This window comes from Luoshenia tenuis, from assembly GCF_014384745.1.
Taxonomy (GTDB): Bacteria; Bacillota; Clostridia; order Christensenellales.
The window spans coordinates 187,810-201,370 of the sequence record NZ_JACRSO010000003.1 but is presented as its reverse complement, the minus strand read 5'-3'; the positions used below and the strand labels follow the sequence as shown (position 1 = coordinate 201,370).

Below are 13,561 nucleotides of genomic sequence, written 5' to 3'. Positions count from 1 at the left end.
ATGACTATTCGCCACCTTCGCATCTTTATCGCCGTGGCCGATGCGGGCAAGATGAGCCTGGCCGCAAAGCATCTGTATCTCGCCCAGCCCACCGTCAGCCAGGCGATCGGCGAGCTGGAGCAGCACTATGGCTGTAAGCTTTTTGAGCGGCTCTCCAAAAAGCTCTATATCACCCCCGCAGGCACCCGCCTTTTAGGATACGCGCGCCACATCGTCGCCCAATTTGACGATATGGAGGCAGACATCAAGCAAACCTCCCAGGCGCCCAGGCTGATGATCGGCGCGACGATGACGGTGGGCGCCTGTGTGCTGTCCGGCATCGTATCCCGTTTCGAAGGGGAACATCCCGCAGCACGCTGCCAGTTGTATATCGACAATACCCGCGAGATCGAGGCCCGGCTGCTGAAAAGCGAGCTGGACCTGGCCATCGTCGAGGGGCAGGTCAAAAGCCGTGATCTTCAGGTGCATCCCCTCTTCCGGGACGAGCTGATCCTGGTCTGTCCTCCCGGGCATCCGCTGGTCCAGCGCAGTCACCTTCATTTGTGCGATTTACAGGATCAGCCCTTTATCCTCCGGGAGGACGGCAGCGGCACGCGGGCGTTATTTATGCAGGCTTTGGCCGAAAACGGCGTCTCCATTGAGGCCAAATGGGTCTGCCATAGCCCCGAGTCCATCAAAAGCGCCCTGCTGGCCGGTCAGGGGATGACCGTGATCTCCCGCCGTCTGGTGCAGGGAGAGCTGGACAGCGGGCTTTTGGTGCAGCTCCCCTTACAGGATGTTCGCCTCACTCGCTTTTTTAGCCTGGTCTATCATAAAAACAAGTTTATCTCCCCCACTTTGCGCCTGTTTTTTGCCCAATGCGACCAGATCTGCGCCGAGCAAAATCTGCCGCCTCTGCCGATTAACGCCTTGCAGGGGTAAACCCAAAAAACTCCGGTTCATTTATATGAGCCGGAGTTTTTTATTCCCTTATGGCTGCTTAAAACAGGTCAATGCTCTCCACCCGGGGAAAGCCGGTGTATTTGCTGGTGATCTCGCTGACCCGGTATACATCCAGGCAGCCCTGATAGTCCATCTCGTTTTTGCAGATCAGCTCCCGCCATTTTCCCCAGTCCGTTTCCATCTGCCGGGTATCCCCGGCTGCCAGATCCATCAGCGTGCGCGCCAGGGCCCGTGCGTAATCCGCATGGTAGCTAAGGTGCTGCCAAAAATCCAACCGCAGCCCCGTCTGACACGCCACGTTGCGTTCGATCACCGGAGCAAAGGCGTCGATCTTTTTCAGGCAGGCCGCCATGTTTTCCCGCACCTGCGCGTTTTCCCGCGGGCCGATGCCCATCAGATAATCGCAGTCGCTCAGGGCGGAAAGCGCGCTTAGATAAGCGTAGACCGCCTCGCCCTGCTCCCCATAAGCATGGGCAAAGTAGTCCCGCGCCAGGGGTTCAAACGCCTGGTCCGTGTCCATCAACGTCAGGCCCATCACGTAATTGGGCAGGGCATTGGGCAGGGCCGCGCGGATCTGCTGGCAGCTCATATAACCTCCAAACCCCATGGGCGCCAGCTGCTTGATATCCCCGCTGATGATGCGGGAGATGCCCACATAGCCCAGGTCGCCATAGTGGGCGCGGGTCAGCGGGTAATCGTAGACAAAGCTATCCCCGCTAAAAACCTTACGCCAGGCGGCATAGTAGGCCAGGTTTTCCTGCAGGCTGGTCGGTAGGGTGATGCGGTTGCGCCGGTATTCCGGGATGGGCGGCAGGCCTTCCATCGCCGGATAGCTGGCGTTAAAGGTGCGCGTAATGGGAGCAAACATCAGGATAAAACGTTCAGGGTGGTTAAACCGCTCTTTTTGCGGCGGCCATAAAAGCTCCTGGTAAAGCAAAAACACAATGCGGGTATGCAGCCCCATGCGCCGGAGCTTTTCATCCGCTGCGTTGAGCAGGCGGATGTATTGATCCGTTGGATGTTCCTTTTGGCAGGCCTCACACTCGCAGATATTGTTATAGGTATCCGCCAGCCAGACGTGCAGATAATCCACGTCCGGGTTGTCTCTGGCATAGCAGGCGATCTCCTCGCTCACCCGCTCGATGACCGCCGGATTAGAATAACACAGATTGGTGTTGAGCGGAATGCCATTCCAAAACGTGCGTTTGCCATCCACCTGCGCCAGCAGCGGACGCACTTCCTCTCGGGGCTGCTGGGCGCTGCGCTGCCACCCCAGGCCCGGATAACCGATGGCTTCTCCCGTCCAGCCATGCCCCGCGCGGTGCTCTAACAGGCCGCGCCGCTTGATCGCGGCGATCATCTCGTCCGTATAGTGCAGCGCCAGCGCCATATTAAACTCGCCCGCTTCCAGGCAGGGGTTGCCGGTATGCCGGTACCAGTTCTCCAAAAAGAAATAGGGGATGCGGAACTGGATAAAAAAACTATTGTAGCCCACCTTAGGTAACCAGTCGATGGTATCGAGCACGTTTTCGATGGCGTCCGCCCCTTCGATGCAAATGCCCCGGTGCCGCAGGCTGGCCGCCTTTTGAAAGGCCTGTGCCAGCGCCTCATCCTCCACTTTAGGGACATGCTCATAGCGCCTTCCCGGCCTTAAGAACCGGCAGCCCAGCCGGGTAAGGTATGCGTATACCGCCAGCAGCACGCTTCTGGGGTTGCTGCCCACCAGCTGGCCACCCTCCGGGCCGATCTCCACGCTGTAGCAGTCGTCCAGTGCCGGGTCAGCATCCTCGGGCATGTCCAGTTCTCCTGGCTCCCCCACCCGCAAATGCACAGGGACGCCCTCCCCCTGCGCGCCGTTTTGCGCTATCGCAAGCTCCGGTGCCATCCGCTCCAGGTAATCTTTGAGTTCATCGGCCGCAAAGGCCAGCGTTTGTTCCGCCGCCGGATAAAGCAGGTTCCACCGCATCGATTGACCCTCCTTCGTCTGGGGCTTTTGTCCCGCCCCTCTATTTCCTATTATATTCCAATCGGGCGGTTAAACCAGGTATAATTTGCAGATTTTGCACGCTGCCCGGTCCCACAGCGCTATTGCTATCCCGTTCATTCCATTTGTCCGTTACTGTCCAACCGTTCGGGCACAATAATTTTTTTGTATAGCAAAGGGCCCCGCACAAAATGCGGGGCCCTTTATCATTTTTGCTGTTACCCGGATTATGCTTCGCCCAGATATTGGTCGATCGCCTTGTTCAAGGTATCGATCTCCTCGGCGGAGAGTTCCCAGGCGGTAGCGGCGCAGTTCTCGTCCGCCTCGCGGGGATTGCGCACGCCCATCAGCGCCGTATCCACGATGGGGTTTTGCGTGCTCCAGTTGACGGTGACCTGCGCTACCGGCGCGTTGTGCGCCTCGGCAATCTTATCCATCACCTTGAGCAGCTGCTGGATCTTGGAGAACTTGGGCTCCTTAAAGTAATCATAGAAATTCAACCGCGTATCCGACGGGTCCCAATTGGGCAGCTCGCGGATGGCGCCGGTCAAAATACCCGCACCCAAAGAGCCATAGGTCATGGTGCCGATATCCCGCTCTTTGCAGAATTTCATCAGCTTTTCAGCGCTGCGGTTGACCATGGAGTACGGCGGCTGGATGGCGCCCACCACGCCGTATTTCTCGGCGTCCAGGATCATCTGCTCGTCATAGTTGGATACGCCGATATTGCGGATCTTGCCGGCCTTGACCAGATCGGTCAGCGCGCCCATGGTCTCGGCGGGGTCAGTCTTAAAGTCCGGCCAGTGGACGATGTACAGGTCCACATAATCCGTCTTTAAGCGTTTGAGCGAAAGGTCGATCTCGCGGAAGATGTTCTCCCGGCCGTTGTTGCGCACGATGGGATCGTCCTCGCCCTGCCAGGTCAGGCCCACCTTGGTGGCAATGTAGAAATCGTCGCGCTTTAAGCCGCTGATCGCATCGCCCACCACTTCCTCGGAATAGCCGCGGCCGTATACCGGCGCGGTATCGATAAAGTTTACACCGTTATCCAGCATCGCGCGGATCGCCTTGATGGACTCGTTGCGGTCCACATCGCCCCAGCCGGCGCCGCCAATGGCCCACGTACCCACGGTGACGACGGATACGTTCATATCGGTCTTTCCTAAGCGTTTGTACCTCATGATTTTCCCTCCATATTTACATTTTTATATTGCGCAAGGCTCGTCCCCCGGGTAGTCAGCGCTCGCGCCTATAATCGCAGCTTACGGGCCCACATGGCCCTACGAAATATTATAAAGTTTATAAACGATAAAAGCAAGCGTATTCCGTCCGGGCAGCTTGGCGGGTACTGCCAGCTCACCTCAACAGTTCTGTAATACAGGCAGCATAACCCGTAACGCCGTGATTTTCCCGTCCGTTTTTTCTTTTCCCCGGATGATCGTTCAATCTCTCTTTGCAGAATTTTGACATAGTTCGCTACAGCATTCATTTTTACGCATACTTTTGTACGATTATACGCTATATTCCCGAATAAAATCGCATCTTGAAAAGCTTCGTTCGCCTTTGTTTAAATCTATTTCCAACCCATGCGTTATGTGCTATACTACAGGTAAACATGGTGTTTATCCGCCCTCCGGCCTGTATTAACCGCCTTATGTTCCTGCACAAACCGGGGGCATCCAACAATCTGGCGCACAGGTTCTGCCCGCCAAGATCCGGGGGTCTATAACATGGATATACAATTTCAATCGCCTGTCTTTGCCGAAAAATCAGCACTTTTTACAAAGGGTTTGTTATATGATGCTTATCGCTACCTGGGCGCGCATCCGCTTGACGCGGAAAAAAGCCAGTGGCAATTTGTGGTCTGGGCCCCCCATGCCCAAAAGGCGGCCGTAGTAGGCGAGTTTAATGTATGGGATTATGAAGCCAACCCCATGCAGCCTATCGGGGAGGGGCTGTTCGCCGCGGTGATCGATCATCTTGCGCCGGGCGAGTGTTATAAATATGCATTTTTAACGCCGGAAGGCAAATGGATCTACAAGGCCGATCCTTATGGACAGGCCGCACAGCTGCGCCCCGCCACCGCCTCCTGCCTGGCGGATGCCAGCGGTTACGCCTGGGGGGATGCGGACTACCTGGCCGCCCACGCCGGGCAGCATCAGCGCAGCGCCCCCATGTCCATCTATGAGGTTCACCTGTCCTCCTGGCGCCAGCATGAGGATGGAAGCTTGATGACCTACCGGGAGATCGCCGCGCAGCTGGTGGATTACGTGCAGGAGATGGGCTTTACCCATGTGGAATTTCTGCCCGTGATGGAGTATCCCCTGGACGATTCCTGGGGCTACCAGGTCACGGGCTTTTTCTCGGTCAACTCCCGTTACGGGCAGCCCGAAGATTTCAAATATCTGGTCGATCAGCTGCACCAAGCGGGGATTGGCGTGATTCTGGACTGGGTGCCCGCTCACTTTTGCAAAGACGACCCGGGCCTGCGCCGGTTCGACGGCACGCCGATCTACGAACATCCCAATCCCCTGCGGGGCGAGCATCCCGAATGGGGTACCTGTATTTTTGACTACGGCCGCCCACAGGTGCGCAGTTTTCTGATCTCCAACGCCGTTTATTGGATGAATGAATTCCACATAGACGGCCTGCGGGTGGACGCGGTCTCCTCCATGCTCTATCTGGATTATGCGCGCGAAGCCGGCCACTGGTTGCCCAACCAATATGGCGGGCGGGAGAATATCGAGGCTATCGCCTTCCTGCGCCAACTAAACGATACGGTACACGCGCAAAAGCCCTCGGCGATCATGATCGCCGAGGAAGCTACCGCTTGGGCCATGGTCACCAAGCCGCCCTATATCGGGGGGCTGGGGTTTGATTACAAGTGGAATATGGGCTGGATGAACGATACGCTGAACTTTATGTCCATGGATTCGGTGTACCGCAAGTACCACCATGATAAGCTGACCTTTTCGCTGATGTACGCCTTTTCGGAAAATTTTATCCTTCCGCTGGATCACGACGAGGTGGTACACGGCAAAAAATCCCTGCTGGGCAAGATGCCGGGGGATTATTGGCAGCAGTTCGCCTCTTTGCGCCTGCTTTTGGGCTATACCTTTACCCATCCGGGGAAAAAACTGCTGTTTATGGGGACGGAGCTGGCACCTTTTATCGAATGGCGCTTTTACGAGGGGCTGGAATGGCACCTGCTGCAATATGAGATGCACCGGCACATGCAGGGTTATGTGGCCGCCCTCAACCACTTTTATGTGGAGCACGCCGCCCTGTGGGAGGAGGACTTCAGCTGGGAGGGCTTTATGTGGCTGGGCGCCAACGATTCGATGCACTCCATCATCTCCTTTCTGCGCAAGGGCCGCGCAGAGCAGCTGGTGGTGATCTGCAACTTTACCCCCGTGGCCTGGGAGGACTACCGCATCAACCTGCCGAAGCCCGGCACGGTAGAGGAGATCTTCTCCAGCGACCAGCCCGGCTGGGGCGGCTCGGGCGTGACCAATACCGGCCTGCTCCATACCCAGGAGGTATTGTGGAACGATAGCCCTTACTCCCTGCAGCTGCGCGTGCCGCCGCTGGGCGTGAGCATTTTGCGCTATACGCCCGACCCGGAACCTAAGCCCAAGCGCGCGCCAGCCCGGAAAAACAGCGGCGCCGGTAAAAAAGCTGCTAAAAAGAATACCGCACCGGACTTAGATATAGCCAAAGGAGAAAGAGAACCCGCCGCTTCTCCGGCAAAACCCGCCGCAAACATAGGCAAAAAGCCAACGGCAAAGGGTAGAAAGCGCGCGGTATCTTCTCAAAAAAAGGACGATAAAACCGGTATTAAGGCCGATCCGTCATAGCCTGTACGGACGGGCCATAATATAGCGCGGGCAGGCGCCCTGCTGGGGCGCGCCGCAAGTATAATTTTAACGACCTTAGGGGGGCTGAACCACATGAAACACAAAAGATGTATCGCGATGCTGCTGGCAGGCGGCCAAGGCAGCCGTCTGGGGATATTGACGCGCAATATCGCCAAGCCGGCCGTTCATTTTGGCGGAAAATACCGTATTATCGATTTTCCGCTTTCCAACTGCACCAACAGCGACATCAATACCGTGGGCGTTTTGACCCAGTACCAGCCGCTGGCACTAAACAGCTATATCGCCGGCGGCCAGCCCTGGGATCTGGACCGGACCGACGGCGGCGTATTCGTTCTGCCGCCCTATATGAAGGGGCAGGGGGGCGAGTGGTATAAGGGCACGGCCAACGCCATCTATCAAAACATCCCCTTTATCGAGCAGTTCTCTCCGGAGTACGTGCTCATCCTCTCGGGCGACCATATCTATAAGATGGATTACAGCATGCTGCTAGACTTCCACGAGTCCAAGGGGGCGGATTGCACCATCGCCGTGATCGAGGTGCCCTGGAACGAGGCCAGCCGCTTTGGCATCATGAATACCGACGAGGACGACCGGGTGATCGATTTTGAGGAAAAGCCGCCGGAGCCCAAGAGCAACAAGGCCTCCATGGGCGTGTACATTTTCACCTGGAGCGCGCTGCGCAAATACCTGGAGGCGGATGAGGAGAACCTGCTCTCCAGCAACGACTTTGGCAAAAACATCATCCCCAGTATGCTGGAGGATCAGCTCAATCTATTCGCCTATCCCTTCAGAGGGTACTGGAAGGATGTGGGAACGGTGTACAGCTTGTGGGAAGCCCATATGGACCTGATCGCCTCCCCGCCGCGCTTTGAGCTCAACGACCCCATGTGGCGCATCTATGCGCGCAACGCCGTGCAGCCGCCCCATCAGATCTGTCATGGCGGCGAGGTCACCCAATCGCTGGTGACGGAAGGCTGCCTGGTCTGCGGCCGGGTCAACCACAGCGTATTATTTAACTCGGTGCAGATATCCGAGGGCGCCGAGGTGATCGATTCGGTGCTGATGCCCGGCGTCAAGGTCGAACGCGGGGCGCGCATCTATCGCGCCATCGTCGCGCCGGACACCACCGTGGGGGCCGGCTCCCTGATCGGCGTACCGCTCAAAGAGGGTACGCCGGATAACGAGGGCATCACCGTCATCGGCACGGGCGCCTATGTGCCCCCGGGGATGGAGATCCCCCAAGGGCAGATGCTGGCGGCTGAAGACCTGCAAGCGGGCAAATAAGGGGGATGAAAGCATGATTAAAGATACCTTAGGGATGATTTATACCGGCGAGGACAGTTACCACCTGCGCGATCTTTGTTCCAAGAGGCCGATCGCCGCCATCCCCATTTGGGGGCGCTATCGGGCCATCGACTTTTTGCTGACCAACCTGGTCAACTCCGGCGTGGGCAACGTGGGCGTCATCGCCCAGCAAAACTATAACTCCTTAATGGATCACCTGGGCAGCGGCAAAGCCTGGGATCTGGACCGCAAGCGTTACGGCCTGCGCATTTTGCCGCCCTATATCGATTCGAGCAGTTCCTCCACCGGCTATACCGGCATTGTGGACGCGCTGCAGCGCACCATGACCTATATCCGTCACGCGCCGCAGCGATATGTGATTCTGTCCGGTTCCAGCGTGTTGTTTAAAAGCACCTTTGACGATGCGCTTGCCCAGCACGTGGCTACCAATGCGGACATCACCGTCTTTTATAAAGATGCCACCCCGGCGGAGATGAGCGCCATGGTGGACGGGGACTTTATCCAGCTGCGGGAGGATAACCGCATCTGGGATTTTGAGATCAACCCCGCCAGCCCGCACTCCAACCAGGTGATGATGAACGTGTTTATCCTAGAAAAATCGCTGCTGGAATACCTCATCGGCGAGGCCTTTGCCCATAACGAGCATAACTTTACCGAGGGCATCCTGATGAAGCGGGTCAAGGACCTGCGGCTGTACGGCTACGATTATAAGGGCTATGTGGCCCGGCTGGATTCGGTACAGAGCTACTTTAAGCACTCCATGAAGATATTGGAGCCGGAAATGCGCCAGGAGATCTTCTATGAAAACGGGCCGGTCTACACCAAGGTCAAAGACGAGGTGCCCACCCGGTATGAAAACGGCTCTCACGTTTCCAACTCCATGATCGCCGATGGTTGCGTGATCGAAGGGTCGGTTGAGGACAGCATCCTCTTCCGCTCGGTGCACATCGCCCCCGGCGCGGTGGTCAAAAACTGCGTGATCATGCAGGGCTCGGAGATCCAATCCGGCGCTGTCCTGGAAAACGTCATCATCGATAAGTCCGCCATCATCCGGCGGGACCGCCACCTGGTAGGCCAGGAGAATTACCCGGTGCTGATCGGGAAAAATGCCATCGTTTAGGGAGGAAAAAATGCCAGAGACCGAAAAAAGCGCTGTTCCGATAGAAAAATCCGCCCCTGCGGCAAAAAAGGCGCCTGCCAAGCGCAGGCCCGCCGGCGTTTATCAAAAGGGCGTAAAACCCAAAAAGGCTGGCGCCAAAGCCACATCTAAGGCCCCTGCCAAGAAAAAGGCCCCGGGCAAGGGGGCCGCGCCCCGCAAGGACAAGCCCCTTTCAGCGCAGCATAGCGCCCTCGCTTCGGCGCCAGAACAGGAGGTTCAAATGGAGCAACATTTCGCCCCTAAAAAGATTTTGCACGTCGCCAGCGAGTGCGTGCCCTTCGTCAAGACCGGTGGGCTTGCCGACGTAGTGGGTGCCCTGCCCCGCGCCCTGGCCAAAGCCGGGCACGACGTGCGGGTGATCCTACCCAAATATGGGCAGATCGCCGAGCATTACCGCAATGAGATGACCCATGTGACGGATTTCTACCTCGACCTGGGCTGGCGGCACGTTTTCTGCGGCATCGAGCAGCTGTGCCAGGATGGGGTCACCTATTATTTTGTGGATAACGAGTACCTGTTTTACCGCCATTATATCTACGGCTGGGGGAACGACGAGGCCGAGCGGTACGCCTTTTTCTGCCGCGCGGTGCTGAATTCCCTGGAGCGCATCGGCTTTATTCCGGATGTGCTGCACTGCCACGACTGGCAAAGCGGCATGGTCCCCTTCCTGCTCAAGACCCAATATGCGCATCTGCCCGCCTTCTCAAGCATAAAGACGGTATTTACTATCCACAACCTGCAATACCAGGGTCTCTCCAACTGGCCGCACGTACAGGAGATGCTGAGCATACCCGATGAATACTTCCGCCCGGATGTGCTGGAGTTCCACGGGGACCTGAGCTTTATGAAAGCTGGCCTGACCTATGCCGACCAGTTGACCACCGTCAGCCCCACCTATGCAAAAGAAATTCAAACGCCGGACTATGGCGAACGGCTGGAAGGCCTGCTCTCCGCCCGCCAAGGGCAGCTGCACGGCATCTTAAACGGTATTGACGTTTTGGAGTACGACCCGGCAACAGACCCCAAGATTTTCAGCGTATATACAGCCGGCGACCTCTCCGGCAAAGCGGCCTGCAAGCGCAGCTTGCAAGAGGAGTTTGGCCTGGAGCAAAACCCCAAGGCCATGCTGATCGGCATGGTCGGGCGGCTCAACACCCAAAAGGGGCTGGATCTGGTCGAACAGGTTCTGGGCGATTTTATGCAGGATGAGGTGCAGTTGGTGATCTTGGGCGACGGCGACGCGCATTTTGCCAATTTCTTCTCCGGTTCCTGCCAACAGTACCGGGGCAAGCTAGGGGCATACATCGGCTTTAACCTGGACCTGGCCCACCGGATCTATGCCGGATGCGATGCGTTTTTGATGCCCTCGCTCTTTGAGCCCTGCGGCCTTTCACAGCTGATTGCCCTGCGCTACGGCACGCTGCCCATCGTGCGGGAGACCGGCGGCCTGGTAGACACCGTTACCTCCTACAACGAGCAGACCGGTGAAGGCAACGGCTTCTCCTTTGCGCCCTACCGGGCCAGCGATATGCTCTACACCATCCGCCGGGCCAATTACTTTTATCACATGCAAAAGGATGTTTGGCATACACTACAGCAGCGTGCTATGTCCGGTGACTATAGTTGGGATGCCTCCGCGCGCGCCTATCTGGAGCTGTACAGCCAGGTTTAAGGCCACTGCGAAATTTGACAGTTCTGCGCGGATTTGTTATGCTTTTTGCGGGTATTGCCCAAACGACAGGTCATCAGGGTTCTGCCCTGATGGCCTTTTTTTAAGGAGTATTTAATTTATGGATATCAAGCGCAATCAGCCCGACCTGCAGGCGCGTAAGGAACAGATTATAAGCGAAGTGATCGGCAAACTCCGCCGCCATTTTGGCCGTACGCTGGAGGAGGCCACGCCCTCTCAGCTTTATAAGGCCGTGGCCATGACGGTGCGGGACGCCATCATGGAAAAGTGGACTGCGACCCGCAAAGCCCGGGTGCAGCAGCAGAAAAAGCGGCTGTACTATCTGTCCGTGGAGTTTCTCATCGGCCGCTCGCTGGTGAACAACATCATTAACCTCTGTCAGGACGAGGCCTACCGCCAGGCGCTCGAAGAGCTGGGCGTAGACCTAGCCGAGATCGAGCAGTCCGAGCCCGAGCCCTCCCTGGGGAACGGCGGTCTGGGCCGGCTGGCCGCCTGCTTTATGGATTCTCTGGCTACACTGGGCCTTCCAGCCATGGGCTGCGGCATCCGCTACGAATACGGACTGTTCCGCCAGAAGATCGTGGATGGCAGCCAGGTAGAGATGCCGGATAACTGGCTGGACGACGGCAACGTGTGGGAAGTGCCCAACCTGGACGACCAGATGGAGGTGCACTTCGGCGGGCAGATCGAGGAGGACTGGTCCAGTGGCCAGCTGCATATCCGCCATACCGGTTACCATACGGTGATCGCGGTGCCCTATGACATCCCCATCTCCGGTTATGATTCGGACGTGGCCCTTTCGCTGCGCCTGTGGAGCGCGCGCGCCCCGCAGCAGCTGGATATGAGCCTGTTTTCCCGGGGCGAGTACGCGCGCGCCGCGGAGGAAGCGGAGCTGGCGCAGACCATCTCCAAGGTGCTTTACCCGGAGGATAATCACCAGGAGGGGAAGATGCTGCGCCTACAGCAGCACTACTTCTTTACCTCCGCTACCATCCAGTACATCGTCAAGGACTTTAAAAAACGCTATCCGCATATGCCGCTCACCCGTTTGCACGAGAAGGTGGCCATCCATATCAACGATACCCATCCCGCCCTGGCGATCCCGGAGTTGATGCGCATTCTGCTGGATCAGGAGGGGCTGTCCTGGGAGGACGCCTGGCAGGTGACGCGCAACTGCTTTGCCTATACCAACCATACGGTGATGAGCGAGGCGCTGGAGCGCTGGCCGTTGCAGATGTTCCGGGAGCTTTTGCCCCGCATCCATATGATCACCAACGCCATCAACGAGCAGTACTGCCATGACCTTTGGGAGATCTACCCCAACGATTTCGGCAAGATCAGCTACATGTCCATCATCGCTTACGACCAGGTGCGTATGGCCAACCTGGCCCTGGCCATGAGCCATAAGGTCAACGGCGTTTCGCAGCTGCACGCGGATATCCTGCGCAAGGATCTGTTTGCCGACTGGGCCCGCACCGAGCCGGACAAGATCATCGGCATCACCAATGGGGTCACCATCCGGCGCTGGTGCGTCAAGGCCAACCCGGGGCTGACGGATCTGATCACCGAGGCCATCGGTCCGGATTGGATCAAAGATGCGGACCAGCTGCAAAAGCTGATCCCCTTTGCCGCCGACGCCGCGTTTTGCGAGCGGTTCCGGCGGGTAAAGGCCGAAAACAAGGCCCGGTTATCCAATTACATCGCCTCCAAGATGGATATCAAGGTCGACCCCGGCAGCCTGTTTGACTGCCAGGCCAAGCGGTTGCACGAGTACAAGCGGCAATTGCTCAATGCCCTGCATATTCTATACTTGTACCGGCGGCTCAAGGAAGACCCGGCCGCAAACATCGAAAAACGCACCTTCTTCTTTGCCGCAAAGGCCTCGCCGGGTTATTACCGGGCTAAGGAGATCATCCGCCTGATTCACGCCGTTAAGGTTCTGGTGGAGAGCGACCCGGTGGTTCGGGAGAAGCTGCAGGTCGTCTTCCTGCCCAACTATTGCGTATCGCTAGCCGAGGTGCTGATCCCCGCGGCGGAACTGAGCGAGCAGATCTCCACCGCCGGCAAGGAGGCCTCGGGCACCAGCAATATGAAGTTTATGCTCAACGGCGCGCTTACCATCGGCACGCTGGACGGTGCCAACGTCGAGATGGCCCAGCTGATGGGCGGCGAAAACATCTTTATTTTTGGCCGCAAAGCGCAGGAAGTGGAAAACATGCTGCGCAACAAGCTCTACCACGCCGGCGAGCTTTACGAGACCAACCGGGCGCTGAAAAACGTGCTGGATATGCTGGTAGACGGCTCTCTGCCTGCCGACCACCCCCGCCAATTCAGCGACCTGTACCAATCCCTGCTCTTCGGGGATGGCGGCAATATTGCCGACCCCTATCTGGTGCTGGACGATTTTGCCCCCTACGCCGAGGCGCAGGAGGAGGTGCAGCGGGTCTATCGCGATACCCAGGAGTGGACCCGCCGCGCCGTACTCAATACCGCCCACGCGGGCTTTTTCTCCAGCGACCGGACGATTCAGGAGTATAACGAGCGCATCTGGCACTTAGAGCCGATCCAGATGGAGCGGGAGTGAAAGAACGCTAAACAGGAGA

8 protein-coding genes are annotated in these 13,561 nt (G+C 57.5%); 6 read left to right on the top strand and 2 right to left on the bottom strand.

The genetic code is table 11. The features are described 5' to 3' along the window. Positions 1-921, top strand: coding sequence for a LysR family transcriptional regulator (locus H8699_RS08260; RefSeq protein ID WP_249285265.1), 921 nt, complete (start codon positions 1-3; stop codon positions 919-921). Between the two features lie 58 nt (positions 922-979). Here H8699_RS08260 and H8699_RS08255 read toward each other — a convergent pair whose 3' ends face one another. Then, positions 980-2,908, bottom strand: a complete 1,929-nt coding sequence (locus tag H8699_RS08255; protein ID WP_249285264.1) for a DUF4838 domain-containing protein — start codon at positions 2,906-2,908, stop codon at positions 980-982. A 245-nt stretch (positions 2,909-3,153) separates the two neighbouring features. Further along, positions 3,154-4,107: an aldo/keto reductase gene (locus H8699_RS08250; RefSeq protein ID WP_249285263.1), complete on the bottom strand. Its 954-nt coding sequence runs from the start codon at positions 4,105-4,107 to the stop codon at positions 3,154-3,156. 549 nt (positions 4,108-4,656) lie between these two features. Here H8699_RS08250 and glgB point away from each other — a divergent pair. The 5 genes from glgB to H8699_RS08225 all read left to right on the top strand — a co-directional run bounded on the left by glgB (position 4,657) and on the right by H8699_RS08225 (position 13,542). Continuing rightward, a complete protein-coding gene (gene glgB, locus H8699_RS08245; protein ID WP_249285262.1) occupies positions 4,657-6,783 on the top strand; it encodes a 1,4-alpha-glucan branching protein GlgB in 2,127 nt (708 codons plus the stop codon). A 93-nt stretch (positions 6,784-6,876) separates the two neighbouring features. Beyond that, entirely contained in the window at positions 6,877-8,088 is a 1,212-nt protein-coding gene (locus H8699_RS08240) for a glucose-1-phosphate adenylyltransferase (protein ID WP_249285261.1), read from the top strand. A 13-nt stretch (positions 8,089-8,101) separates the two neighbouring features. Then, positions 8,102-9,229 (top strand): glucose-1-phosphate adenylyltransferase subunit GlgD, encoded by a 1,128-nt coding sequence (gene glgD / locus H8699_RS08235; protein WP_138294636.1) that lies wholly within the window; start codon positions 8,102-8,104, stop codon positions 9,227-9,229. 259 nt (positions 9,230-9,488) lie between these two features. Then, positions 9,489-10,940, top strand: coding sequence for a glycogen synthase GlgA (glgA, locus tag H8699_RS08230; protein ID WP_249285260.1), 1,452 nt, complete (start codon positions 9,489-9,491; stop codon positions 10,938-10,940). Positions 10,941-11,058: 118 nt separating this feature from the next. Then, complete coding sequence (locus H8699_RS08225) at positions 11,059-13,542, top strand: glycogen/starch/alpha-glucan phosphorylase (RefSeq protein WP_249285259.1); 2,484 nt, start codon at positions 11,059-11,061, stop codon at positions 13,540-13,542. Positions 13,543-13,561: the final 19 nt, after the last annotated feature.

What these genes read in the sequence shown, in the direction of transcription:
- H8699_RS08260 (WP_249285265.1), top strand. Translation starts at nt 1, where the DNA reads ATGACTATTCGCCACCTTCGCATCTTTATCGCCGTGGCCGATGCGGGC.
- H8699_RS08255 (WP_249285264.1), bottom strand. Translation starts at nt 2,908, where the DNA reads ATGCGGTGGAACCTGCTTTATCCGGCGGCGGAACAAACGCTGGCCTTT.
- H8699_RS08250 (WP_249285263.1), bottom strand. Translation starts at nt 4,107, where the DNA reads ATGAGGTACAAACGCTTAGGAAAGACCGATATGAACGTATCCGTCGTC.
- glgB (WP_249285262.1), top strand. Translation starts at nt 4,657, where the DNA reads ATGGATATACAATTTCAATCGCCTGTCTTTGCCGAAAAATCAGCACTT.
- H8699_RS08240 (WP_249285261.1), top strand. Translation starts at nt 6,877, where the DNA reads ATGAAACACAAAAGATGTATCGCGATGCTGCTGGCAGGCGGCCAAGGC.
- glgD (WP_138294636.1), top strand. Translation starts at nt 8,102, where the DNA reads ATGATTAAAGATACCTTAGGGATGATTTATACCGGCGAGGACAGTTAC.
- glgA (WP_249285260.1), top strand. Translation starts at nt 9,489, where the DNA reads ATGGAGCAACATTTCGCCCCTAAAAAGATTTTGCACGTCGCCAGCGAG.
- H8699_RS08225 (WP_249285259.1), top strand. Translation starts at nt 11,059, where the DNA reads ATGGATATCAAGCGCAATCAGCCCGACCTGCAGGCGCGTAAGGAACAG.